The 23512-nt window shown below is 70.4% G+C and carries 21 protein-coding genes; 7 read left to right on the forward strand and 14 right to left on the reverse strand.

Features of this window, described 5'->3' with window-relative positions; translation table 11 throughout:
• Nucleotides 1–17 precede the first annotated feature (17 nt).
• Together ggt and FHS23_RS13510 are read right to left on the reverse strand one after the other, a co-directional pair.
• Nucleotides 18–1874, reverse strand: a complete 1857-nt coding sequence (ggt, locus tag FHS23_RS13505) for a gamma-glutamyltransferase (protein ID WP_183654400.1) — start codon at nucleotides 1872–1874, stop codon at nucleotides 18–20.
• 93 nt (nucleotides 1875–1967) lie between these two features.
• Nucleotides 1968–3986, reverse strand: coding sequence for a glycoside hydrolase family 2 protein (locus tag FHS23_RS13510; protein ID WP_221219526.1), 2019 nt, complete (start codon nucleotides 3984–3986; stop codon nucleotides 1968–1970).
• Between the two features lie 235 nt (nucleotides 3987–4221).
• On the opposite strand from FHS23_RS13510, the gene FHS23_RS13515 reads away from it, so the two are divergent.
• Nucleotides 4222–5490, forward strand: a complete 1269-nt coding sequence (locus tag FHS23_RS13515; RefSeq protein ID WP_183654402.1) for a glycosyltransferase family 4 protein — start codon at nucleotides 4222–4224, stop codon at nucleotides 5488–5490.
• A gap of 81 nt (nucleotides 5491–5571) precedes the next feature.
• Here FHS23_RS13515 and FHS23_RS13520 read toward each other — a convergent pair whose 3' ends face one another.
• Together FHS23_RS13520 and FHS23_RS13525 are read right to left on the reverse strand one after the other, a co-directional pair.
• Entirely contained in the window at nucleotides 5572–6384 is an 813-nt protein-coding gene (locus tag FHS23_RS13520; protein WP_183654404.1) for a serine protease, read from the reverse strand.
• A gap of 332 nt (nucleotides 6385–6716) precedes the next feature.
• Entirely contained in the window at nucleotides 6717–7115 is a 399-nt protein-coding gene (locus FHS23_RS13525) for a DUF5313 family protein (RefSeq protein ID WP_183654406.1), read from the reverse strand.
• Between the two features lie 46 nt (nucleotides 7116–7161).
• Here FHS23_RS13525 and FHS23_RS13530 point away from each other — a divergent pair, with 46 nt between their 5' ends.
• Complete coding sequence (locus tag FHS23_RS13530; RefSeq protein ID WP_183654408.1) at nucleotides 7162–7608, forward strand: MarR family winged helix-turn-helix transcriptional regulator; 447 nt, start codon at nucleotides 7162–7164, stop codon at nucleotides 7606–7608.
• 107 nt (nucleotides 7609–7715) lie between these two features.
• Here the strand turns inward: FHS23_RS13530 and aceB are convergent, their stop codons facing one another.
• Nucleotides 7716–9323 (reverse strand): malate synthase A, encoded by a 1608-nt coding sequence (gene aceB, locus FHS23_RS13535; protein ID WP_183654410.1) that lies wholly within the window; start codon nucleotides 9321–9323, stop codon nucleotides 7716–7718.
• A 150-nt stretch (nucleotides 9324–9473) separates the two neighbouring features.
• Nucleotides 9474–10751 (reverse strand): isocitrate lyase, encoded by a 1278-nt coding sequence (gene aceA, locus FHS23_RS13540; RefSeq protein ID WP_183654413.1) that lies wholly within the window; start codon nucleotides 10749–10751, stop codon nucleotides 9474–9476.
• 225 nt (nucleotides 10752–10976) lie between these two features.
• Between aceA and FHS23_RS13545 the strand changes: the two genes are divergently transcribed.
• Nucleotides 10977–12410, forward strand: coding sequence for a short-chain fatty acyl-CoA regulator family protein (locus FHS23_RS13545; RefSeq protein WP_183654416.1), 1434 nt, complete (start codon nucleotides 10977–10979; stop codon nucleotides 12408–12410).
• On the opposite strand, the gene FHS23_RS13550 is transcribed toward FHS23_RS13545, so the two are convergent.
• Nucleotides 12411–13397, reverse strand: a complete 987-nt coding sequence (locus FHS23_RS13550; protein ID WP_183654418.1) for a GlxA family transcriptional regulator — start codon at nucleotides 13395–13397, stop codon at nucleotides 12411–12413.
• 53 nt (nucleotides 13398–13450) lie between these two features.
• On the opposite strand from FHS23_RS13550, the gene FHS23_RS13555 reads away from it, so the two are divergent.
• Complete coding sequence (locus FHS23_RS13555; RefSeq protein ID WP_183654421.1) at nucleotides 13451–13870, forward strand: cupin domain-containing protein; 420 nt, start codon at nucleotides 13451–13453, stop codon at nucleotides 13868–13870.
• A gap of 150 nt (nucleotides 13871–14020) precedes the next feature.
• Here the strand turns inward: FHS23_RS13555 and FHS23_RS13560 are convergent, their stop codons facing one another.
• From FHS23_RS13560 to FHS23_RS13575, 4 genes are all read right to left on the reverse strand, one after another.
• Entirely contained in the window at nucleotides 14021–15274 is a 1254-nt protein-coding gene (locus FHS23_RS13560) for a M14 family zinc carboxypeptidase (RefSeq protein WP_183654424.1), read from the reverse strand.
• A gap of 274 nt (nucleotides 15275–15548) precedes the next feature.
• The gene (locus tag FHS23_RS13565) at nucleotides 15549–16304 is read right to left on the reverse strand and encodes an acyltransferase (RefSeq protein ID WP_183654427.1); all 756 of its coding nucleotides are present in this window, start codon (nucleotides 16302–16304) and stop codon (nucleotides 15549–15551) included.
• A 76-nt stretch (nucleotides 16305–16380) separates the two neighbouring features.
• Nucleotides 16381–16575: a hypothetical protein gene (locus FHS23_RS13570; protein WP_183654431.1), complete on the reverse strand. Its 195-nt coding sequence runs from the start codon at nucleotides 16573–16575 to the stop codon at nucleotides 16381–16383.
• 144 nt (nucleotides 16576–16719) lie between these two features.
• Nucleotides 16720–17181: an HNH endonuclease signature motif containing protein gene (locus tag FHS23_RS13575; RefSeq protein WP_183654434.1), complete on the reverse strand. Its 462-nt coding sequence runs from the start codon at nucleotides 17179–17181 to the stop codon at nucleotides 16720–16722.
• 413 nt (nucleotides 17182–17594) lie between these two features.
• Here FHS23_RS13575 and FHS23_RS13580 point away from each other — a divergent pair, with 413 nt between their 5' ends.
• From FHS23_RS13580 to FHS23_RS13590, 3 genes are all read left to right on the forward strand, one after another.
• Nucleotides 17595–18551 (forward strand): nucleoside hydrolase, encoded by a 957-nt coding sequence (locus FHS23_RS13580; protein ID WP_183654437.1) that lies wholly within the window; start codon nucleotides 17595–17597, stop codon nucleotides 18549–18551.
• 44 nt (nucleotides 18552–18595) lie between these two features.
• Entirely contained in the window at nucleotides 18596–19846 is a 1251-nt protein-coding gene (locus FHS23_RS13585; RefSeq protein ID WP_183654440.1) for a C40 family peptidase, read from the forward strand.
• A gap of 67 nt (nucleotides 19847–19913) precedes the next feature.
• On the forward strand, nucleotides 19914–20768 hold the full coding sequence (locus FHS23_RS13590) for an alpha/beta fold hydrolase (protein WP_246382172.1): 855 nt from the start codon (nucleotides 19914–19916) through the stop codon (nucleotides 20766–20768).
• Nucleotides 20769–20841: 73 nt separating this feature from the next.
• Here the strand turns inward: FHS23_RS13590 and FHS23_RS13595 are convergent, their stop codons facing one another.
• The 3 genes from FHS23_RS13595 to FHS23_RS13605 all read right to left on the reverse strand — a co-directional run bounded on the left by FHS23_RS13595 (nucleotide 20842) and on the right by FHS23_RS13605 (nucleotide 23465).
• Nucleotides 20842–22011, reverse strand: a complete 1170-nt coding sequence (locus tag FHS23_RS13595) for a DUF6596 domain-containing protein (RefSeq protein ID WP_183654444.1) — start codon at nucleotides 22009–22011, stop codon at nucleotides 20842–20844.
• Complete coding sequence (locus tag FHS23_RS13600; protein WP_183654446.1) at nucleotides 22008–22415, reverse strand: YciI family protein; 408 nt, start codon at nucleotides 22413–22415, stop codon at nucleotides 22008–22010. Before FHS23_RS13600 ends, FHS23_RS13595 begins: the two co-directional genes overlap by 4 nt.
• Nucleotides 22416–22553: 138 nt before the next feature.
• Nucleotides 22554–23465 carry an RNA polymerase sigma-70 factor gene (locus FHS23_RS13605; protein WP_221219528.1) on the reverse strand — a complete coding sequence of 304 codons (912 nt, stop codon included), beginning with the start codon at nucleotides 23463–23465 and terminating at the stop codon, nucleotides 22554–22556.
• Nucleotides 23466–23512 lie beyond the last annotated feature (47 nt).

Genomic DNA, 23512 nt, shown 5'->3' on the forward strand with positions numbered 1-23512 from the left:
ACCGCGACGGCGAGGCGCTACCAGCGCCGGGTCGGCGACACCACGGCCGCGGAACCACCGCCGTGCCGTTCCGGCTCGGCAACCGCTTGCGCCCTGCCACCGGGCAGGAGCTCGATCGCGGCCACCACACCGATCGACGACGTCTCGGACAGCTCGTGGCCGAATGACGTGAGCTCGTCACCGTAGGCGTCGACGAAGCCCGGCTCGGCAGTGACCTCGGCCGAGTTGTGCTGGTAGGCCCGCGGCGCGGCCACCGCCGACGGCAGATCCATACCGAGATCCATGCGGTTCAACATCGTCTGCGTGACCGTTGTGATGATCGTCGAACCGCCCGGCGAACCCACCGCCAGCCACGGCTCACCGTCCTCGAACACGATCGTCGGCGTCATCGACGACCGAGGCCGCTTCCCGCCCTCGATGCGGTTCGGATCGGTCTCGTCGTAAACGTGGCTGAAATCGGTCAGCTCGTTGTTCAGGATGAAACCCCGATCCGGAACGGTGATGCCGCTGCCACCGGTCTGCTCGATCGTGAGCGTGTACGACACCACGTTGCCCCAGCGGTCGGTGACGCTCAGATGCGTCGTCGACGGCCCCTCCGAATTCGGCCGATCGGCACGCGGGCCCGTCGCCCCGTCACACGGCGTCGAATAGTCGCCGTCCGCGTCCCCGGACGCCACCGGCTTGTCCGCAGCCCGGTTCGGATCCACCTCGCACGCCCGCTCGGCCGCGAACTCGTCCGACAACAACTCATCCAACGGCATGTCCACGAAATCGGTGTCGCCGCTGTAGGCCGCCCGATCGGCATAGGCCAACGCGGACGCCTCGAGATAATGGTGCATCGCGTCCGCCTCGGACATCGACGGCACATCGAACTGCTCGAGAATGTTCAACGTCTCGGCCGATGTGTGCCCACCGCTGGACGGCGGCGCCATCCCGTAGATCTCGTAACCCCGATACTCGTGGCTCGTCGGCTCGGGCGTGTTCACCGCATACTCGGCGATGTCCTCGGTCGTCATCTCACCGGGCGGCACCGGCAGATCGGTGCCCTCCACAGCCGGCGGGTTCTGCACGGTGTCGGCGATCTCCTCCGCCAATGCACCCTGGTAGAACCCGTCCATCCCCTCACGCGCCATCAAGCGATACGTGTCCGCGAGGGCAGGGTTGCGGAACGTCGAACCGACCGCGGGCGGCTCCCCGCCGGGCAGGAACAGCTCGGCCGTCGACGAGATCGCGGCGAAACGCTCCTGATTGTTCGCCGTCATGCGACGGAACGTCTCGTCGACCTCGAAACCGTCCTCCGCCAACGTCGCCGCCGGCTCCAACGTGTCCGCCAACGAACGGCTGCCCCACGAATCCAGCGCGGCCTGCCACGTGGCGGGCGTACCGGGCACACCGACCGAGGCACCGCTGGTGACCATGTCGGGGAAGAACGTGTACGTCTCCCCCGTCTCCGGATCGATGAACGCGTCCTGCGGCATCGCCGCAGGCGCGGTCTCCCGGCCGTCGATCGTCTCGACCTTGCCGCTCGCCGCGTCGTAGTGCACGAAGAACCCACCGCCACCGATACCGGCGCTGTACGGCTCGGTGACCCCCAGCGCGGCGGCCGTCGCGACCGCCGCGTCCGTGGCGTTGCCGCCGTTACGGAGAACCTCGATTCCGACGGCCGTGGCGTCGGAATCGACCGAGCTCACCGCACCGCCGCGACCCTCGGCGACCCATTGCTCGTCCTGCTTTCCCCGCTCCGGCGGGCCGACCCCGGCCGACGGGTCCGTAGGGCCCGCCGCGCTGGCGGAACTCGCAACGACCACACCGGCCCCCACGGCCACAGCGGACAGAACGGCCAGCGCTCGGGTGCGCGGACGGCGTGCGGACATCGACGCTCCTTCGGTTCCTTCGTCGCGGAATTGTCACTCTCCACGTGAATCGGGCACAAGGAACTTTCGAAGGCCGTCAGGACTGTTCCGACGTCAATCCGAACCGGCCTCGATGACCGCGCGGTTGCCCGCGGCCGCAGCCTCGATATCCACTTTGGCCACCCGGCGGTCGTAGGTCAGCAGGCCGTTGACCTCGTTCTCGACGTCGGTGGTCTGGGTGTAGACCGCCGCCGACAACCCGAGGTGCCGCACCACGGTGCGCAGCTCGCGGGCCACCTCGACGTAGCGCCGCGTCAGCTCCTCCGCGGAACCGGTCAGCTCGTAGGCCACGGGTTCGCCGGGCCACAGGTGCCCGTCGAGGGCGAGGCCCAGCCCTCCGTACTCGCCGTCGGCCGTGGCCCGGTGATCCGTCGCGAGCGGCCTGCCCGGGCCGACGTAGGTGTGGTCGTCGTAGATGTGTCCCGCGCCGGAGTCGGGGTGCGAATGGCAGCAGTTGACGCCGCTGTCGGCGACGACGAGCCGTTCGGGGTCGGCCGCCATCAGCTCCTCGGTGATCCGCGCGGTGTCGTACTCGCCCCAGCCCTCGTTGAACGGTGTCCACACGACGAGCGACGTCACCGAACGCAGCGCCGCGACGATGTCGGCCAGGTCGGCCTCGAACCGGGCGCACGCCCGGTCCACGGGCCGGGCCTGCGGGCCGGGCGGGTTGTCGAGCACGATCGGCAGCGACGGGATGTCCTGCCAGACGAGCAGCCCGAGCCGGTCCGCCCAGTGGTACCAGCGGGCGGGCTCGACCTTGACGTGTTTGCGCACCGTGTTGAAGCCGTAGGCCTTGGTCTGCTCGAGGTCGTAGCGCAACGCCTCGTCGGTGGGTGCGGTGTAGATCCCGTCGGGCCAGTACCCCTGGTCGAGCGGGCCGTGGAGAAACGTGATCCGCCCGTTGAGGGCGATCCGGGGACGGCCCTCGGCGTCGCGGACCAGGCCGACCGTGCGCAGGCCGACGTGACTGCGAACCTCGTCGAGCAGCGTGCCCGCCTCGGTGCGCAGCCGGACGGTGAGGCCGTACAGGTACGGATCGTCCGGGCTCCACGGTCGCGGCGACGGAACCTCCACCCGCACCGGACGTTCCGGCGTGCCCGTCACCGTCACCCCGCCCGCCTCGACCTCGACCTCGACGACGGCGCCGGCCCCTTCGGCTCCGGACACGGCAGCCGTGACGGCGAATCCGGTGAGGTCGGAGGTCACGTCGAGCCGGTCGACACGGGTGTGCGGCACGGCCTCGAGCCACACGGTCTGCCAGATACCGGACGCTCCCGTGTAGAGGATCCCGCCGGGCCGGTTGGCCTGTTTGCCGACCGGGAAGGTGCCGCTGTTGCCCGCGTCCTCGGCACGCACGACGATCTCCTGCTCCCCGCTTCCCTGGCCGTCCGGAGCGCCGCCCGCCGGGTCCTCGGCCCGCAGCACGTCGGTGATGTCGACGCTGAACGGCGTGTAGCCGCCCTCGTGACGAGCGACGAGCTGGTGGTTGATCCACACCGTGGCGACCTGGTCGACCGCCCCGAAGTGCAGCAGTGTCCGGTCACCGCGCCAGTCCGCGGGCACGTCGAACGTGCGCCGGTACCACATCCGCTCGACCCGACGGCCGATTCCGGAGAGTGCGGCTTCGGGTGGGAACGGGACGACGATCTCCTCCCTGCTGTGCGGCTCGCCACCGTGGGCCGCCGCGGTGAACTCCCATCTGCCGTTGAGGGTGCGCCAGCGATCCCCGCGGGTGAGTTGCGGGCGCGGGTGTTCCGGTAGCGGGTCGTCGGGGTCGACGTCGGCGGTCCAGGGCGTGCTCAGCGGCGCGACCGGCGAACCGTCGGGACCGGTGGGCGCCGTCCGAGCGGTGTCCGGCGCGTCCGCCGTCGGTGACACGACCGGCGATGTCGGCGCCGAGGCCGCTGCCAACGCGGTCGCGTCGAGGCCCGCGGGATCCGGCGCCGGGTCGGCACTGCCGGCGCCGGTGACACGGGCATCACCGGAGTCGGGCGCGCCGGTGTCCAGGTGGGTGGCACCGTCCTGGGGGGCACCGGCGTGGGTGGGGTCGTCATCCGTGGCGTCGGCGTTCATCACCGTCGATGCTTCCAGAGACCGGAAGGCCCGCCACCGGGGTACGAGAGGCTGCGGACAGGGCGGAGGAGGCTCACACCATCCCCTACACCACATCGCGCCGTGGGGCCGCCCTGCTCCCCGCGTGCGAAGGCCGCTCCGTCACCGGCGGACGGAGGCGGAGCGGGCGCACTCGCCCGACCGTCTCCGACGGGTGTCGCTGGCCGGTGCCCGTACCGATGAGTAACCTCCAACCATGCGCGTGTTGATGCTCTCGTGGGAGTACCCGCCGGTCGTGGTCGGCGGACTCGCCCGGCATGTCCACGCCCTGGCCCGGCACCTCGTCGCCGACGGCCACGACGTGACGGTGCTGTGCCGGCACGTGGCGGGCAGCGATGCCGAGACGCATCCGACGTCCGACGAGGTCTCCGAGGGCGTGCGGATCATCCGCGTGGCCGAGGACCCGTTGCACGTGACGTTCGAACGCGACCTGGTCGCCTGGACGCTGTCGATGGGCCACGCGATGATCCGCGCCGGGGCGCGGTTGGTTCGCGAATGGCCTCCGGACGTGGTGCACGCGCACGACTGGCTGGTCACCAATCCGGCCGTCGCGCTCGCGGACACCGCGGAGGTCCCGCTGGTCGGCACGATCCACGCCACCGAGGCCGGCAGGCACTCGGGATGGCTGTCGCACCCTCTGAACCAGCAGGTGCACTCGGCGGAGTGGTGGCTCGCCAACCGGTCCGACGCACTCATCACGTGCTCACAGGCGATGCGCCGCGAGGTGGCGCAGCTTTTCGACCTCGACACGGAGTCGATCAGCGTGATCCACAACGGCATCGAGGAACGGGGCTGGCAGGTACCCGCCACCGAGATCACCACCGCACGGCGGCGCCACAGCCCGGACGACGCTCCCCTGTTGCTCTACTTCGGCAGACTCGAGTGGGAGAAGGGCGTGCAGGACCTGCTCGAAGCCCTTCCCGCGGTGCGGGACCGGCATCCGGGCACCCGACTGGTCGTGGCAGGTGTCGGCCGGCATCACGACGAGCTCGTCGAGCAGGCCCGGACTCTCGGCCTGGCCGAGGCGATCGACTTCGTCGGCCACCTGCCCGACCTACGGCTGCGGGCGGTGCTCGCAGCCGCCGACGCCGTGGTGCTGCCCAGCCGCTACGAGCCCTTCGGCATCGTCGCGCTCGAGGCGGCCGCGGCCCGGCGCCCGCTCGTGGCCTCCACCGCCGGAGGGCTCGGCGAGGTCGTGATCGACGGTGAGACCGGCTTGGCGTTCGATCCGGGCGACGTGCGGGCCATCTCGGGCGCGGTCGACACCGTGCTGGCCGACACCGGCGCCGCGGAGCGGCGTGCCCGCGCCGCGCAGTCCCGACTGGCGGCCGATTTCGACTGGGCGCGGATCGCGGCCAGCACCGCGGACGTCTACCGCCGCACGCGGCCCGGCGGTCCTCAGGACCTGGCCCGGCCGAAAATCCCGACCGGCAACGTCTTCGACCGCGACACCGGCGACACGTAACCGTCGACTGAAGCACCGCCCGGCGCGCCGCCCCGGCCCGGCCGGGTGGGGGACGCCTGCGAGCGGCGTCCCCCACCGGCCTCACGCCCGGCCGGAGGCCAGCTGCCCGGCGATGTCGTCGGCGTAGGTGCCGACCCGCGCGTACACACCCGGATAGTTCGGACGGGCGCAGCCGTTGCCCCACGACACGACACCGGCCAGCCTTCCGTCGACGACCAGCGGGCCGCCCGAGTCGCCCTGGCAGGCGTCGACGCCGCCGTCGGGAAGACCGGCACAGACCATGCCCTGGGCGTCGTACTCGGAGCCGTACGCGGTGGAGCAGTCCTCGTCCGACCTGACCGGCACAGTGCCCTGCAGCAACGTGTCCGACGACGAGCCGCCCTCCGACGTGGTCCCCCAGCCGGCGACCGTCGCGTCGGCGCCCGGCGTGTAGCTGGGCCCGTCCGGGGCGGAGGCGAGTTCGATCGGTTCGCCGTCGGACACCGGCGAGGCGAGTGTGAGCACCGCGACGTCGGCGCCGGTGGTGACGCTGCTGTAGTCGGGGTGCACCCAGATGTCGCTGACGGGTGTCTCGCTACCGTCGTTGGTGGTCAGATCCGTGCGGCCGGTGACGGCGACGACGTCGGCGGGGTCCTGACCTTCGGCGCAGTGCGCGGCCGTGAGGACCTTGTCCTCAGCGATCAGTGAACCGCCGCAGAACTGGAAACCCGACGCATCGGTGAGCGCGACGGCGTAGGGGAAGTCGGCGATGTCCGCGGGCGATCCGCCGACGACGTCGGGCTTCACGCCGGCGTTCTCGTCGGCGTGGGCGACCGTGAGCGATCCGAATGCGACCGCGAGCACCGCCACGCTCACCCCCGCGGCGCGGGCGAAGGTGCGTGCGTTTCGAACCATGGGAGCTGCCTCCAGTGTGGGAAAGTCACTGACCGTCCACCTATGGCAGCGCACCACACCCCGTCCCGACAAGCGACGGAAGTACTGGTAAAACCGGACCTTGCCTCGCAGCGCGATCTCTGTTTTTCCTGCTCGAAGCACGTCTACCGCAGGTCCGAACCGGTGTGAACGGCTGGTCGCCGTGCCCCGAACCGTCGCCGCGGCTTCCTCACATCGCCACGAACGGTCCACTCGTGCACCACACGACCACGCGAGCGGCCCGTTCGCGTCACCGCGGCAACGGCCCGTGGCGATCGGTCACCCATCCCACCCGGTGAGCACCTCCGCGGCTCTCACGATCGGTAGATCGCCTTGTAGGTCTCCCAGTCCTCGGCGCCTGCGGCGTTCTCCCGCTCCCGACGGATGGCGCGCGCCTGGCCGTACTCGTAGCCGTGCTTGGCGACGCGCAGCTCGACACTCTCGTCGCCGTAGGCCTGGGAGTAGAACACGCCCACCAGCATCGCCATCAGCGACAGCGACAGTCGCAAGCCCAGCGGGCCGGGCAGCAGAAGCCACACCGACGTGAGCGGGACCAGGTACACGAGGTTGCGGGCGGCGAGCCGCCAGCGCCACGCCCGGCTCGTCGCGTCCTTCAGCACCCAGGGCGCCAGTTCCTCCGGCAGCCGGCCGCCCACCGAGTAGCGGAGCCATCCGATCGGGCCGGGACGCACCTTCTCCTCGCCTGCAGCCATAATCGACAGGCTAACAGTTAGTGCACTAACCGACGGAGTGACGGCGATGACGGACATCGATCTGGGAGAGAACCCGCTCGCACTGGAACGACAGGTGTGCTTCGCCTTGTCGATCGCGTCCCGGAGCGTCATCGGTATCTACCGGCCGCTGCTCGAACCACACGGGCTCACCCACCCGCAGTACCTCGTACTGCTCGCACTGTGGGAACAATCCCCTCGTTCCGTGCGCGACCTCGGCGAGACGTTGTGTTCCGAGCCCGCCACGCTCTCGCCGTTGCTCAAACGTCTGGAGACGTTGGGGTATGTCGCGCGCAGGCGGCGCACAGGCGACGAGCGCACCCTCGAGGTGTCGCTGACCGATGCGGGACAGCGGCTCCGCACCGAGGCCGAGCGCATCCCGTACCGCGTCGTCGAACGCCTGGGCCTCGACGTCGAGGAACTCGAGCAGCTCAACGCCGCACTGCACCGCGTGATCGAGGCTGCGCGTCACTGAGCGGCCGGCCGGCGATGCCCGCCGCCCACCTCTCCCCTGCCTCGCGCGCGAAGGGCACCGCCTGCCGCAAGGCGGGGATGCGGCAGGCGGTGCCCGGGTTCGCGCTGTCAGACCGTGGCGTTGGTCAGGTAGCGCGCGTACGCACCCGTGGTGACGAAGCCCGGCAGCTTCTCCCCGAGCGCTGTCTCGACGAAGAGCTCACGCGCGTCGGAAAGCCGGGTCTCATCCCCAAGATCGGCACGCATCGCGGCGAGTTCCTCGTCGAGCCATTCGGTGACCAGCTCACGGCTGACGACGGTGCCGTCGGTGAGCTTGGTGTCGTGGCGGATCCACTGCCACACCTGGCAGCGGGCGATCTCCGCCGTGGCGGCGTCCTCCATCAGCCCGTGGATGGCGGCGGCGCCGGTGCCGCGCAGCCACGCGTCGAGGTACCGGAGCGCGACGTTGATGTTGCCGCGCACACCCTCCTCGGTGACCTCGCCGCCCGCGCTGGCGACGTCGAGCAGGTCGGCCGCGGTGACGTCGACGTCGTCGCGCAGCACCGCGAGCTGGTTCGGCTCGTCGCCCAGGACGGTGTCGAACGCCTCCCGGCACGTGCCGACCAAGCCCGGGTGGGCGACCCAGGAGCCGTCGAACCCGTCGGCCGCCTCACGCTGCTTGTCCTGCCGCACCTTCTCGAACGCGGCGGCGTTGGCCTCCTCGTCCCGGCTCGGGATGGCCGCGGCCATGCCGCCGATCGCGTGTGCCCCGCGCCGGTGGCAGGTCTGCACCAACCGCTCGGTGTAGGCCCGCATGAACGGGACGGTCATCGTGACGTCACCGCGGTCGGGAAGCACGAAGTCCGCGCCGGCCTCGCCGAAGGTCTTGATCATCGAGAAGATGTAGTCCCAGCGGCCCGCGTTGAGACCCGCCGCGTGTTCGCGCAGTTCGTAGAGGATCTCGTCCATCTCGAAGGCCGCCGTGATGGTCTCGATCAGCACGGTCGCGCGGATCGTGCCCTGCGGCAGGCCGATCTCCCGCTGGGCCGTGCGGAACACGTCGTTCCACAGCCGCGCCTCGTGGTGGCTTTCGAGCTTCGGCAGGTAGAAGTACGGGCCGAGTCCCTTCGCCACGAGCCGCTTGGCGTTGTGGAAGAAGTAGAGGCCGAAGTCGAACAGGCTGGCCGACACCGGGCGTCCGTCGATCCGGACGTGCTTCTCCACGAGGTGCCAGCCGCGCGGGCGGACGACGGGGGTGGCCGGGTCCTCGCCGATCGTGTAGTGCTTGCCGCCCGATTCGAAGTCGATGTTCCGCCGGACCGCGTCGTAGAGGTTCAGCTGACCGCCGACGACGTTCTCCCAGGTCGGCGATGTGGCGTCCTCGAAGTCGGCCAGCCACACCTTCGCACCCGAGTTGAGGGCGTTGACGGTCATCCTGCGATCGACCGGTCCGGTGATCTCCACCCGCCGGTCCTCCAGGCCCGGAGCGGGCGACGCCACCTGCCAGGAGGCGTCGTCGCGAATCGCCGCGGTCTCGGGCAGGAAGTCGAGCTGCTCCTCACCGGCTGCGATCCGCTCGCGGCGGTGACGCCGCACGTCGAGCAGTTCGCGGCGGCGCTCGGCGAAGGCGTTGTCCAGCTTCGCCACGAACGCGAGCGCGGCGGGGGTGAGGATCTCGTCGTAGCGGCTTGCGATCTCGCCGGTGACGGTCAGCCTGTGGTCGAACCTGTCAGCCATGATCGGACCCCTCTCGGGCGGGCACTCCGGGCGACGATCGCTGCGGAGTGGGGTGGAAAAACGGGTGGGCCGGTCCGGTGGAAGTGACCGGCCCACCCGCTATGGGGTGTCACGGGGAGCGCTACGCAACGGCCGTGACACGCTGTTTTCTCAGAACTGCGCTTCCTCGGTGGAACCGGTCAGCGCCGTGGTGGAGCTCTCCGGGTTCAGCGCGGTGGACACCAGGTCGAACCAGCCGGTGCCGACCTCGCGCTGGTGCTTCGTGGCGGTGTAGCCACGCTCCTCCGAGGCGAACTCGCGCTCCTGCAGGTCGACGTAGGCCGTCATGCCCTCACGGGCGTAGCCGTGAGCCAGGTCGAACATCGAGTAGTTCAGCGCGTGGAAGCCGGCCAGCGTGATGAACTGGAACTTGAAGCCCATCGCGCCGAGCTCACGCTGGAAGCGCGCGATCGTGTCGGCGTCGAGGTGCTTGCTCCAGTTGAACGACGGCGAGCAGTTGTAGGCGAGCATCTGGTCCGGGTACTCGGCCTTGACCGCCTCGGCGAACTTGCGGGCCACCTCGAGGTCCGGCGTGCCGGTCTCCATCCAGATGAGGTCGGAGTACGGCGCGTAGGCCTTGGCACGCTCGATGCAGGGCTCGATGCCGTTGCGGACCTTGTAGAAGCCCTCGGAGGTGCGCTCGCCGGTCAGGAACTGCTGGTCGCGCTCGTCGACGTCGCTGGTCATGAGCGTCGCGGCCTCGGCGTCGGTGCGGGCGATGATGAGCGACGGAACGTCCATCACGTCGGAGGCGAGCCGGGCGGCGTTCAGCGTCCGCTCGTGCTGCTTCGTCGGGATGAGGACCTTGCCGCCCAGGTGGCCGCACTTCTTCTCGGAGGCCAGCTGGTCCTCCCAGTGCACACCCGCGGCACCGGCGCTGATCATGCCCTTCATCAGCTCGAACGCGTTGAGCGGGCCACCGAAGCCCGCCTCGGCGTCGGCGACGATCGGCGCGTACCAGTCGATGTCGGTGTTGCCCTCGGACCAGGCGATCTGGTCGGCGCGGCCGAGCGCGTTGTTGATGCGGCGCACGACGGCCGGAACCGAGTTGGCCGGGTACAGGCTCTGGTCCGGGTAGGTCTGGCCGGACAGGTTGGCGTCGGCCGCGACCTGCCAGCCGGACAGGTAGATCGCCTTGAGGCCGGCACGCACCTGCTGGACGGCCTGGTTACCGGTCAGCGCACCGAGGGCGTGGACGTAGTCCTCGGTGTGCAGCAGGTCCCACAGCTTCTCGGCACCACGGCGCGCGAGCGTGTTCTCCTCGACGACGCTGCCGCGCAGCTTGGCGACGTCCTCCGCGGTGTAGGCGCGCTCGACACCCTTCCAGCGGGGGTCGTTGTCCCACTTCTTCTTCAGCTCCGCGGCCGTCTGCTCCAGGTTCTGTGCCATCGAACTCTCCACCTTTGCGAACTTTGCGATTGACTCGCTGTGTAGATCGACCATGACATGCGCTGCGAAAACTCGGCCACATCTCCAATTTGCAAATTTCTGCAAAATTTCCGTAGGATGTTGCGAAGGTTGCGAACAGGGCATTCGCACGAACGGGAAAACACGAACACTGAACCGGTTACTTGACCGTTTCGGTACGAAAGATCTACGGGATGTGAGGCTGCGATGGACAAGACTTTCGCCGGGGGCAAGCTCCGCCATTTGAGGGAGAGCCGCTCGATGAGCCAGGCGGACATGGCCCGACTCCTCGACATCTCGCCCAGCTACCTCAATCAGATCGAGCACAACTCCCGTCCGCTGACCGTTCCGGTGCTGTTGCGGATCACCGAGGCGTTCGGTGTCGACACCGAGTTCTTCTCCAACACCGACACCGCGCGCCTGGTCGCGGACGTCAAGGAGGCGCTGCTCGACGAGGCGGTCGGCATCGAGGCCACGACCGGCGAACTCAACGAGCTCGCGTCCAACCTGCCCAACGTGGCGTCCGCCCTGGTCAAACTGCATCGCAGCTACCGCAACGCCGTCGAGACCACCGCAGCGCTGGTGACCGAGAACGGCATGGGCCAGCACGGCAGCGCCGCCGCTCCCCTCCCCCACGAGGAGGTGCGCGACTTCTTCTACGAACGCGAGAACTACGTCGGCGAACTCGACGAGCGCGCCGAACGCATGGCCGCCGACATGGGCCTGCGCCGCGGCGAGACGGTGCACCGCACGCTGCTGGACCGGCTGACCGACCACTACGGTGTGCAGGTCACGAGCGACGGCCTCGACGAGTCGGCGGGTCAGCAGCACCGGTACGAGCCCGATGCGAAGATCCTGCGACTGGCCCCGAGCCTGCGGATCGGGCAGCGCGCGTTCCGCATGGCCTCGCAGATCGCGCTGCTCGAGTACGACGACCTGATCACCGACCTCGCCGACTCGTGGGCCTTCTCCGGCCCGGCGGCGCGGTCGCTCGCCCGCGTGGGCCTGGCGAATTACTTCGCGGGTGCGCTGATCCTGCCGTACGGGCCGTTCCTGTCGATGGCGGAGAAGTACCGCTACGACATCGAGCGGCTGTGCGACGAGTTCGGCGTCGGGTTCGAGACGGTCTGCCACCGCCTGTCCACGCTGCAACGGCCGAAGGCGCGCGGCGTGCCGTTCTCGTTCGTGCGCGTGGACCGGGCCGGCAACATGTCGAAGCGCCAGTCGGCGGCGGGGTTCCACTTCTCCCGGGTGGGCGGCGCGTGCCCGCTGTGGAACATCTACGAGGCGTTCACCTCGCCGGGCAAGGTCATCACGCAGGTGGCGACACTGCCGGACGGCAAGAGCTACTTCTGGATCGCACGCACGATCTCCCGCAATGTCGGTGGCTACGCGAGCCCCGGCAAGACGTTCTCCGTCGGCCTCGGTTGCGAGCTGCGGCACGCCCGGCGACTGGTGTACTCGGCGGGCCTCGACCTCGACGATCGGACCGCGGCCACCCCGATCGGCATGGGCTGCAAGGTGTGTGAACGCCCCGCTTGCCCGCAGCGGGCGTTCCCGCACATCGGCAAGCAACTCACGGTTGACGAGAACACCAGCACGTTCGTCCCGTACCCGGCGGTGCCGAAACCGGAGGAGTGATCAGCCCCGCTCGGCCGACCCGGTCGCGGCGAAGGCGCGACGGTAGGCGGTCGGGGTGAGGCCGGTGTGCTCGGCAAGCCGGGTGCGGAGGTTGGCGGCCGTGCCCAGGCCGCTGTCGCGTGCGATGCGGTCGACGGCGAGCTCGGTCCGTTCGAGCAGCCGGCGGGCGTGCTCGACCCGTACCGCGGTCAGCCACTGGATCGGGGTGCAGCCGAGTTCGGCACGGAAGCGCCGGTGCAGGGTCGCCGGGCTCATCACCGCCCTGGCGGCGAGGTCGGCGACCGTGAGCGGCCCGGTCGCGTGGTGTTCGGCCCAGTTCAGCGCTCCGGCGAGCGGGCTTTCCGCCTCCTTGGGGATGGGCCGTTCGACGAACTGCCGTTGCCCACCGGGACGGTGTCCCGGGAAGACGAGGCGGCGCGCGACGGCGGCGGCGATCTCGGCGCCGTGGTCGCGGCGGACGACGTGGAGCGCCAGGTCGAGGGCCGCGGCGCTGCCTGCCGCGGTGAGGATGTCGCCGTCGTCGACGAACAGGACGGCGTCGTCGACGACCACGCGCGGGAAACGGTCGCGGAACTCGTCGGCCCACTGCCAGTGCATCGTGGCGCGGCGCCCGTCCAGTACCCCCGCGTCGGCGAGGGTGAACGCCCCGCTGCACATCCCGACCATCCGGGCGCCGCGCTCGTGGGCCCGGAGGACCGCCTGCAGCACCTCGGGGTGGTGCGGCGTGTCGGTGTCGGGCCGGTTCGGGACGATCACCGTGTCCGCGTCGTCCAGCGCCGACAGTCCCGCGATGCCGGTCATGGCGAAGAAGCCCTGCCGCATCGGCACTGTCGACCCCCGTGCGCACAGCCGCACGTCATAGAGCAGCCCACCGACCTCGGGACGGTCGATGCCGAGAACCTCGGTCACGCAGGCCAGTTCGAAGGGGTTGGAGCCCTCGTCGACGAGCGCGACGACCCGGTGCAAGCGCGAGGATTGTTGCGGCATGCGTCATTCCTTGCACTGGTCGGGACGAAGCGCAAGACGCAGGATCTCCGGACATGACGAACCCGAGCGCGAACATCGACGCCGTCCTGGCGTCCTTCGAGGAGCGTTGGAGCCCCCGGATCCTCACCCGGGTCAACGACTACGACGTCCGACTGGCGAAGGTGGAGGGCACGTTCGTGTGGCACTCCCATCCGGACACCGACGAGTTGTTCGTCGTGCTCGACGGCAGCCTCGACATCCGTCTCCGGCAGCCGGGCACCGAAAGCGCCGACCCCGGTACCGGCACGACCGAGACCGTCGTACACCTCGGCCGCCACGACGTCTTCGTCGTGCCACGCGGCGTCGAACACTGCCCCGCATCGGCCGACGGCGCGGCGGTGATGCTGCTCGAACCGACCGGAACCCTCAGCACCGGCGACTACGCGGGAGATGTCCCCGACCACATCACCTCGACGACCGGCCTCCCCTGGTAGCCGTCGCGGGAAACGACGGGGGGCCGGTTGGGTCGGCGCCGGCCGATGCGCGCCCGTCGGTCGGCGCCGAGTCGCCGGGTCACGAGGACACGCCGAGGACGGTCCGGCGCACCGGCACCGGACCGTCCTCGGCGACGTCGAGCAGCCGGCTTACGGCTCGGCGACCGTGCGCGCCCGGTCCCCGATGCTCGGGCCGCGCGGCGGGATCGCGTCGTAGACGGCCGGGTCGAGGTTGTCCACCTGACCGCTCGCCACCGACGACAGTATTCCGTCGAGTCCCGTGTAGACGGTGCGCACGAGTTGTTCACGGTACTTCTGGCCGAGCGTCTGGGTCTGTCCCCGCACCTCGAACAGCACCGCCCCGCTCCCGTTCAACGCGAACGAGCCCAGCCCGGTGCCCGGCAGGTTGATGTCCTGCGGGTAGAGGGTGATGTTGCCGAACAGCGGGTTCTTGTTCGCCTTCCCCTGCAACGCGTTGTACGCCGCCACGTTGAGCTGCTTCGCGTAGTCGAGGTCGTACTCGTCGGCGTACTCCTCGTACCCCGGCGTCTGCGCCGGGTCGTCGACGAACTTCCCGGAGATCGACATCGTCACGAACCGGTCCGGGTCGTCCGGCATCACGTAGCACGCGCCTTGGTGGTGAAGGTCGACGTACGTGTCGACGGTGCCGAACTCCTCCTCCAGCCCGATGTAGACGTCACGAACGGCCCGTGTCTCCGGCGAGAGGTACCAGCCGGTGTCGGCGGACGTCCCGGGGAAGTCCGCGGCCTTCGGTTCGTACGACAGGTCGGGGTTGTAGTCGCGGTTGATGTCGAAGCCGGGCCGCTGCGAGTAGTCGTCGCCCTGGAGCTCACCGGTGTAGTAGTTCCACGCCGGCTCGGCGTCGGCGAGCTGCGGATACCGCTGGACCACGTCGTCCCACGTCATATCGTTGCCGCGACGGTCGAGTTCGGCGGCGTCCGGGTTCATCTTCGGGATCGCCACGATGGTCAGCTCGTCGCGCCAGCGCTCGGCCTTCGGGCTGTCGCTGGTGCCGACGAAGCGCAGCAGCCGCAGCAGTGCATCGGTACCGGTCTTCTCGTTGCCGTGGATCTCGCTGGTCAGGAGGACGGCCTTCGGGCCACTGCCTGCGCGGGCCGACCATATCTCGCGGCCCCGGTTGCTCCGGCCGATCTCGTCGACGTCGACCACGCCGCCGGACACCCGCTCGATGCGCTCCAGTTCGCCTCCGAGTTCCCGGTGGTCGGTGAACTCGTGGACGGGCAGATCCTGCGGCTCGTCACTGCATTTCTGGGCGGCGGGCGCACCCGTAGCGGACTGAGCCGTGGCGGGCACGGCGGTGACGAGCGACAACACGGCTACACCGGCGACGACGGCCGCCAGCGAACGCTTCGGTCTGGACACGGCACTCCTCCTGTGTCGGCAGGTCCCGTAGGACTCCGCGGGTTCGGCACGGAAATGTCGTGGTGGCGCCACCGGGAAAGTTAGTTATAACAGCTAACCACTGCGGTGGGTGGTACCGAACCACCGAACGGGTGGATATGTCGTGGATGGTCCACCGGCTGACGACGACAACCGCCGGGCCGTGTGCGACGTGGCCGCACGAGCGCTGCGCACCCGTCTGCGGGCGACGTGTCCTGAGGAGAGCGCCGCCCTTCCGCAGGTCTTCCGGGCGGACTCAGGATTCGTCGAGGGTCTGCCGCAGGGCTTCGTCGGCCTTGCGCGCCATGTCCTTGACGGCTTCACGGCGCTCGGCGTCGGCCTCGTAGTCGGCCCTGCGGTCGCGCACGACCCGTGCGGGTGCGCCGACGGCGATGCCGAAGTCCTGGATGTCGCCGCGGACCACGGCGTGGGCGCCGAGCACGCAGCCGCGGCCGACGCGGGTGCCCTTGAGCACGGACACCTTGGTGCCGATCCAGGTGTCGGGCCCGATCCGCACCGGCGCCTTGACGATGCCCTGGTCTTTGATGGGCAGGTTGATGTCGGTGGTCACGTGGTCGAAATCGGTGACGTACACCCAGTCGGCGATGATCGAGGATCCGCCGATCTCGATGTCCAGGTAGCCGTTGAGCACGTTCTGCTTGCCGAAGACCGTTTTGTCACCGATGCGCAGCGAGCCCTCGTGGCACCGGATCGCGTTGCCGTCGCCGATGTGCACCCACCGGCCGATCTCCATGCGCCCGTATCCCGGACGGGCATGGATCTCGACGTTCTTGCCGAGGAACACCATGCCGCGCAGCACGATGTGCGGATTCGCGATGCGGAACTTCAGCAGTCGCCAGTACCGGACGAGATACCAGGGTGCGTAGGCCCGGTTGCGCAGCACCCAGCGCAGCGATTCCTTCGTCAGAAACCGGGCCTGATCGGGATCGTTGCGCGTCCGTCGCCAGGCCTGGACGCGGTGCAGCACGGGCGAACCCCACATCGACGTCATGCCCGGAGAGTAGCTGTGCCCCGCAACGTCACCGGCCGGCAGGTGGCGGGGAGGTGACAGGCCCGGCTCGGCGCCCCTACGTTTCCGACTTCTTCTGCGCGGCGACCGCCGCCCCGATGAGCACTCCCGCACCCGCCAGTAGCACGGCAGCGCCGACGATCATCGTGATCTCCGCCGGCGCCGGCAGATCGAGTGCCGCAGCCAGTCCGCCCAGCAGCGCCGCGAGGCCGCCGAGGCAGGCGGCGAGCGGACCGAACGCCTTGGGGTTCATACCGGGACCGTACCGAGCGTCCGTCCGGCGACCGCGGCCCGGTGGGCACGGTCCGGTGGGACCGGTCCGGTGGGCACGGTCCGGTGGGCACCGACAGCACCTCCTCCGCACAGCCTGCATCGACGACTGGCCGCCGCGCCCGGGTCAGAACGGCGGCGGGTCGCTGTCACCCTCGCGCCCCGGATCGTTGCGCGGGACCGGATGTTCCGGATGGTCCCGCTGCCGTGAATGGTCACGCTGCCGTGAACCGGCGCGCCGGCGGGAGTCGGTGCGATCGCCACGACCGGAACGGGGTTCGCCTCCGCCACCGTTCGTCCGCTCAGCATCGGCGGTGTAGCGCTCCCGCGGAGCCAGCACGGGCTCCCGATGGCCGGTGTAGGTGGTGCCGTTCGGCGTGGTCACCGTACCGGTGCCCTGCACCGGGTCGTAGCGGAAGCCCCACCGCGGGTCGTTCTTCAGCCGGTGGTGACGTCGGCACCGCGGCCCGCCGTTGGCGACCGATGTCGCCCCACCGTCCTTGGCCCACTCCCGTTCGTGGTCGTGATCGCAGTGCCGGGCAGGCCGATGACACCACGGAACGACACACTCCCGGTCCCGTGCTCGCACCAGTTGCCGGATCGTCTCGCTGGGCCGCCTCCAGCACCGCGGTCGTCGCGAGAACCCGGTGCACGGCGTACGACTCGAGATGCCCGGCCCGCATCGATGCGACGAGCAGTGGCATCCGCCGCACCAGGTCGACCGCGCGCCGAATCCGCTCCCGCACGGTCGTCGGCGACGCCCGCAGTTCCGGAGCGAGTTCCTCGGCGAGACTCCACCAGTCGTCGTCCCCGGCCGCCAGCTCGGCCAGGAACGTCACCTCCTCGGCGTCGACCTGCGCACGGCGCTCCCGCAGGGCCCGCGCGCGCTCCGCACGTCCCGTCTCCATCCGATCCGCCACGACTCGACCTCCGCCGCAGTCGCATCGACACTCCCCCGCGGTCGTAACCTGGCGGTGAACAACCGAACGGTGAGGAGTGGGCGTGGCACAGAAGCTGATCATCGACACCGATCCCGGCGTGGACGACGCCTTCGCCATCGCGCTGGCGGCCCTCGGCAGCGATGTCGAACTTCTCGGCGTGACCAGCGTGTACGGCAACGTTCCGCTGTCGGCGACGACGATCAACGCCCGCCGTCTCCTGGCGCTGTGCAAACGACCCGACGTGCCCGTCGCGGCGGGCGCCGCACGGCCGCTGGTCCACCGCCACCCCAACGAGGCGGGGCAGGTCCACGGCGCCGACGGCTTGTCCGGCAGGTCCGCGGCACTGCCCGAACCGTCCCGCCCGCTCGACGAGCGCGACGCGGTCACCCTGATGGCAGATCTGCTCGAGGCCTCCGACGAGCCGGTGACGATCGCACCTATCGGGCCGCTCACCAACATCGCGGCACTGTTGGCCGCACATCCGGCCACGGCCGAGAAGATCGAGCGGATCGTGATCATGGGCGGCGCGCTCGGCCACGGCAACTCGACGGCCGCCGCCGAGTTCAACGTCTGGAGCGACCCGGAAGCGGCGCACCGCGTGCTGACCGGCGGTGAGGCCCCGTGCGTGCTCGTGCCGATGGACCTGACCTATCGCTGCGCGGTGGATGCCGCGTGGCTCGGCAAGCTGGACTCGTCCGGACCGATCGGTGCGGCGCTGCACGCCCTCACCCCGGACTACCGCGAGCACTACCGCGGCGCACTCGGCTGGGACGGCATGGTGATCCACGACGCGGTCGCCGTCGCCGAGGCGATCCTGCCCGGAACACTCCGCACCGAACGCGTCCCGGTACAGGTCGAGTGCTCGTTCGGACCGGGGCGAGGCGCAACGCACGCGGACCGCCGGCTGCCCGCGCTACGCGCGTCGACCGACGATTCCGACCCGGCGGCCGAGGTCGAGGTCGCCGTCGACACCGATCTCGACGCGCTGCGCGGACTGCTGCTCGACCGATTGCGGTGACCTCGACCGTGCCCCGCATCGCGGCCCTCCGTATCCTCTGAGCCATGACTTCGGGGGAGACCGAGACAGAGTCGTCCACGGCACCCGGGCCCGGCTCGACGGCGCCCGCGACGCCCCCGCGCGCCCGGGGCCGGTTCGCCGCGCTGCTCGCCCTCGCCACCGCGGTCGTGCTCGCGGCCGGCGTGATCACCGTCGTCCAGTTGTCCCCCGCACCTGCCGATGACACGGGTGCCGCGGCAGCGGCGGCCGACGGTGCCGCCGTGGGCGGACAGGCACCCGGACCCGGCAGTACTCCGGCATCCCAGCAGACCCCGCAGCCGGAATCGACACCGGCGCCGACGAGTTCCCGGCCCGCCCGGGACGTGCCGCAGGAGCAGGGCACCCGGTTCGAGGCATGGGTCGACGAGGTCGCGGGCTGGCTCGACATCCCGCGCCGCGCCATGCACGCCTACGCCACGGCGACCGTCCGCATGGAGAAGGAGAAGCCGGGCTGCAACCTGTCGTGGGTCACGCTCGCCGGCATCGGGCGTACCGCCAGCGACCACGGCCGAGAAGGCGACCGCACGCTCACGCGGGACGGCACGCCCACCTCCCCCATCGGCACCATCGAGCTGCGTAATTTCGCGGGCGACGTCATCTCCCAAGCGGGTGCCGAAGGGCCGCTGCAGCTCTCCCCCGCCGTCTGGCAACAGTGGGCGGCGACCTCGGCGGGCGATGTGCCGAGCATCCAGGACATCGACGACGCGGCACTCACCGCCGGCCGCGCCCTGTGTGACGGCGGGCGCGATCTGGACCAGGGACAGCAGTGGCTCGCGGGGGTATCCGCGCTCCACGACGAACCGCTGTTCCTGCATCGGGTGCTGGCCACGGCCAACGTCTACGGCACGGTCGGCATGCAGGACGAGCCGCCCAACGAGAAGGTGCTGCGGGCGGTCACGTTCGCCATCGAGAAGATCGGCCTGCCGTACGTGTGGGGCGGCAACGGCACGGAACAGGGCGACGCCGGTTTCGACTGCTCCGGCCTGACGACCGCGGCGTACGCCTCGGCGGGCGTGTCGCTCGAACGCACCGCCCACTGGCAGTACTCGTCGCTCCCGATCACCGGCCCGGACGAGCAACCCCGGCTGGGCGATCTGGTGTTCTTCGGCGACCCGAACACGAAGATCCACCACGTCGGCATGTACATCGGCAACCAGCAGATGATCGACGCGCCGACGTTCGGCCAGGCCGTGCAGGTGCACAACTACCGTAAGCCCGGCGATTCCTACGCCGGCGCCGGACGGCCGGTGGCCTGACCGTGCGGGCCCCGGTACGCCCCCGGTCACGCAGTTCGACCACCACCACTGCGCCAGGAGGCTGACCATGGAGATGCCGACCGAGTCGTTCCGCACCTCCACCGGGGTCGACCTCGGGATCGAACACTTCGGTGATCCGGCTGCACCGCTCGTCCTGCTCGCCGGTGGCCCGACCATGCTGTCGTGGCCTGACGAACTCTGTGAGGCGCTGGCTCGCCGGGGACGCCACGTGGTGCGCTACGACCTGCGCGATGCAGGTGCGTCGACCACCGGCGACCCCGACGCACCGAAGTACACCCTGCGCGATCTCGCCCGCGACGCCGCCGTGCTCGCCCGCGACCTCGACGACCTGCCGGCACACCTGGCCGGCATCGGGATCGGCGGCATGGTGGCCCAGGTGGCGGCGCTCGATCACCCCGACGCGTTCTCGGCACTGACTCTCGCCGGTACGAGGCCGGTCGCCCCGGGCCCCGTCGACGCCGACCTGCCCGACCACGACGCCGGCACCCTGGAGCGGGCGTTCGCCCTCCCGATGCCGGACTGGTCCGACCGCGACGCCGTGGCGGACTTCGCCGCCGCCCACGCCGAGATCCTCGGCAACGACCCGGTGGCCGCACGCGCCACCGCGGCCCGTGTGTTCGACCGCACGCCCTCGACTGAACCCGCGGTCCACCGCGCCAACCAGCTGGGCATGGTCTTCGCCGCGCTGGACTGCACACCGCGCTGGCGGGAGCGGCTCTCCGAGTTGGCCGTGCCGACACTCGTCGTCCACGGCCGGCGCGACCCGTTCTTCCCCGTGGGCAACGGCGAAGCCCTCGCCACGGAGATCCCCGACGCCCGGCTGCACGTGCTCGACGAGGCGGCGACCGCGATCCCCCTCCGTCTCGCCGAGGAGGTCGCGGCCGCCATGGTCGCGCGGTAGACCGCCGCGGTCCGTGGGCGTGCTCGCACTCAGCCGCAGGTTCTCGGCGCCGGTGAGCGGTCCGTCCACGCGGTCACGAACACAGGTGTCGCAGTCGCGCGGCCCGCCGGGTCAGGTGGTCGCGCTCGGGAACGCTCATGGCCGTGTGGGCCGCTTCGGCGTAGAGGTCCGCTGCGCGGGCGTGCTCGCCGGCGCGCTCGTGCAGGTAGGCCGACGCGGCGGCATACCGCGGCAGGCCCGGGTCCACGTCCTCGAGCGCCGCCAAGCCCGCTCTGGCCCCGTCGGCCTCGCCGACCGCGACCGCGCGGTTCAACCGCACGACGGGGCTCTCGGTGAGCCGGAGCAGCTCGTCGTACCACTCCACGATCTGCGGCCAGTCCGTCTCGGCCGCAGTCGGAGCGTCGGCGTGCAGCGCGGCGATCGCCGCCTGAGCCTGGTACTCGCCGAGCCGATCCCGTGCGAGCGCTGTCTGCAGGATCTCCACTCCCTCCGCGATCAGACCGGTGTCCCAACGGCCACGGTCCTGCTCGGCGAGGGGAATCAGCCGTCCGTCGGCGTCCGTGCGGGCCGCGCGGCGGGCGTGGTGCAGCAGCATCAGCGCCAAGAGGCCTGCCACCTCGGGGTCGTCGGTCAGCGCGACGAGCTGGCGGGTCAGTCGGATGGCCTCCGCCGCCAGGTCTACGTCGCCGCCGTAACCCTCGTTGAACACGAGGTACAGCACCCGCAACACCGTCGCCGGATCACCGGACCTGTCGAACGACTCGCCCGCGATCCGCCGCTTGGCCCTGCTGATCCGCTGCGCCATCGTCGCCTCGGGCACCAGGTACGCGGCGGCGATCTGCCGCGTGGTGAGCCCACCGACGGCACGCAGTGTCAGCGCGACCGCCGACGCGGGAGCCAGCGACGGATGTGCGCACAGGAAGTACAGCCGCAGCGTGTCGTCCGCGGCGGGAGCGGGGCCCGGCGGAGGCTCGGCCGCCACCTCGACCTCACGCCCCCGCCTCGACTCCTCCGCACGCTTGCCGTCGACGAACCGGCGCCACGACGCCGCGATCAGCCAGCCCTTCGGGTCCCTCACGGGATCCGCGCCGCTCGAGCGCGAGGAGGAATCGTCGGGCCAGGTCTCCAACGCACGGATCACGGCCTCCTGCACCGCGTCCTCCGCCGACGCGAAATCCGCCCCGCGCCGGACGAGCACCCCGATCACGGCGGGCACCAGCTCCCGCAGCAGCGTCGGATTCACTCGACGCTCTCGGCCCGCCCGGACATGAACGGGCGCAGTTCGAGCCATTCGTGGATCGGCTCGCCGTTCGGACCGGGAGCCGCCGACAGTTCGCCCGCCAGTTCGAGCGCCCGGTCGTAGGAATCCACGTCGATGACCATCCAGCCCGCGACGAGATCCTTGGTCTCGGCGAACGGCCCGTCCGTCACCGGCGGACGCCCCTCGCCGTCGTAGCGCACGAACGTTCCCTCGGGCGAGAGCGCCTGGGCGTCGACGAACTCACCCGTGGACTGCAGCTTCTCCGCGAAGTCGCTCATGTACCGCATGTGGGCATCGACCTCGTCGGGGCTCCAGCTGTCGATCGTTCCGTAGTCGACGACCGGCTCCGGCCCGCCCCGGTAGTGCTTCAGCAGCAGGTACTTCATGGTGCTCCTCCTTCACCGTGGCGGCCCTCGTGGCCGCTCGCATGCCCCTGGGACGGAGCCGACTCCTCATTCTCGACACGATGCGAGCACTTTCTCCGAACTTTTTCCCGGGCCGTGCCGAAGACCGTCGTACGGCGTTCAGAGACTCAGGACGGTCTCGTGGGTGACATGGGACAGCTTCTCGGGGTTGCGCACTCCGTAGAGGCCGCTGATCAGGCCGTCGTCGATCCGCACCGCCACCACGGTGTCGACCTCGTCGCCGCGCCACAGCACGAGAGCCGGGTGCCCGTTGACGCTCGCCGGGGCGAGCGTGCCGATCTCGGGGACACGCCATGCGCCGGTCGCCAGGACCCTGCCCACCTTATCCGCGCCCACGATCGGGTTCGGCACCGCCTGCGCCAGGCCGCCGCCGTCACCGATGAGCACCGCGTCGGGAGCGAGGATGTCCAGCAGGCCCTGCAGGTCACCCGTGTCGACAGCGCGGCGGAACGCGTCCAGCGCCCGCCGCGCCTCGTCCGGCGACGCCGGGCCGCGCGGCCTGCGGGCGGCGACGTGGCCGCGTGCCCGGTGGGCGATCTGCCGGACCGCGGCGGCGTTCTTGCCGACCGCCGCGGCGATCTCCTCGTACTCGACAGCGAACACGTCCCGCAACACGAACACGGCGCGTTCGGTCGGCGACAGCGTCTCCAACACCAGCAGCATCGCCATCGACACGCTCTCGGCCAGCTCGACGTCGTCGGCCACGTCGGCCGCCGTGGCCAGCGGTTCGGGCAGCCACGCGCCGACGTAGGTCTCCTTACGCCTGCCGAGAGTGCGCATTCGCGTGAGCGCCTGCCGTGTCGTGATGCGCACCAGGTATGCCCGCCGGTCACGCACCCGCGCCAGTTCGACGCCCGTCCACTTCAGCCACGTCTCCTGCAGTACGTCCTCCGCGTCGGTGGCCGAGCCCAACATCTCGTAGGCGACCGTGAACAGCAGGTTCCGGTGCGCGACGAACACCTCGGTGGCGGCGTCGACGTCCGGCGCGGGCCGGTGCGGCATGGCGGTCATGGGTCTCCCTTCGGACGTGACACCCCTACGACGCCGACGAGCGCCGC

It is taken from the genome of Prauserella isguenensis, assembly GCF_014191605.1.
Taxonomy (GTDB): domain Bacteria; phylum Actinomycetota; class Actinomycetes; order Mycobacteriales; family Pseudonocardiaceae; genus Prauserella; species Prauserella isguenensis.

What these genes read in the sequence shown, in the direction of transcription:
- FHS23_RS13590 (WP_246382172.1), top strand. Translation starts at nt 19,914, where the DNA reads ATGGAGATGCCGACCGAGTCGTTCCGCACCTCCACCGGGGTCGACCTC.
- aceA (WP_183654413.1), bottom strand. Translation starts at nt 10,751, where the DNA reads ATGGCACAGAACCTGGAGCAGACGGCCGCGGAGCTGAAGAAGAAGTGG.
- FHS23_RS13525 (WP_183654406.1), bottom strand. Translation starts at nt 7,115, where the DNA reads ATGGCTGCAGGCGAGGAGAAGGTGCGTCCCGGCCCGATCGGATGGCTC.
- FHS23_RS13570 (WP_183654431.1), bottom strand. Translation starts at nt 16,575, where the DNA reads ATGAACCCCAAGGCGTTCGGTCCGCTCGCCGCCTGCCTCGGCGGCCTC.
- FHS23_RS13555 (WP_183654421.1), top strand. Translation starts at nt 13,451, where the DNA reads ATGACGAACCCGAGCGCGAACATCGACGCCGTCCTGGCGTCCTTCGAG.
- FHS23_RS13530 (WP_183654408.1), top strand. Translation starts at nt 7,162, where the DNA reads ATGACGGACATCGATCTGGGAGAGAACCCGCTCGCACTGGAACGACAG.
- FHS23_RS13585 (WP_183654440.1), top strand. Translation starts at nt 18,596, where the DNA reads ATGACTTCGGGGGAGACCGAGACAGAGTCGTCCACGGCACCCGGGCCC.
- ggt (WP_183654400.1), bottom strand. Translation starts at nt 1,874, where the DNA reads ATGTCCGCACGCCGTCCGCGCACCCGAGCGCTGGCCGTTCTGTCCGCT.
- FHS23_RS13545 (WP_183654416.1), top strand. Translation starts at nt 10,977, where the DNA reads ATGGACAAGACTTTCGCCGGGGGCAAGCTCCGCCATTTGAGGGAGAGC.
- FHS23_RS13520 (WP_183654404.1), bottom strand. Translation starts at nt 6,384, where the DNA reads ATGGTTCGAAACGCACGCACCTTCGCCCGCGCCGCGGGGGTGAGCGTG.
- FHS23_RS13600 (WP_183654446.1), bottom strand. Translation starts at nt 22,415, where the DNA reads ATGAAGTACCTGCTGCTGAAGCACTACCGGGGCGGGCCGGAGCCGGTC.
- aceB (WP_183654410.1), bottom strand. Translation starts at nt 9,323, where the DNA reads ATGGCTGACAGGTTCGACCACAGGCTGACCGTCACCGGCGAGATCGCA.
- FHS23_RS13515 (WP_183654402.1), top strand. Translation starts at nt 4,222, where the DNA reads ATGCGCGTGTTGATGCTCTCGTGGGAGTACCCGCCGGTCGTGGTCGGC.
- FHS23_RS13565 (WP_183654427.1), bottom strand. Translation starts at nt 16,304, where the DNA reads ATGACGTCGATGTGGGGTTCGCCCGTGCTGCACCGCGTCCAGGCCTGG.
- FHS23_RS13550 (WP_183654418.1), bottom strand. Translation starts at nt 13,397, where the DNA reads ATGCCGCAACAATCCTCGCGCTTGCACCGGGTCGTCGCGCTCGTCGAC.
- FHS23_RS13510 (WP_221219526.1), bottom strand. Translation starts at nt 3,986, where the DNA reads ATGAACGCCGACGCCACGGATGACGACCCCACCCACGCCGGTGCCCCC.
- FHS23_RS13605 (WP_221219528.1), bottom strand. Translation starts at nt 23,465, where the DNA reads ATGACCGCCATGCCGCACCGGCCCGCGCCGGACGTCGACGCCGCCACC.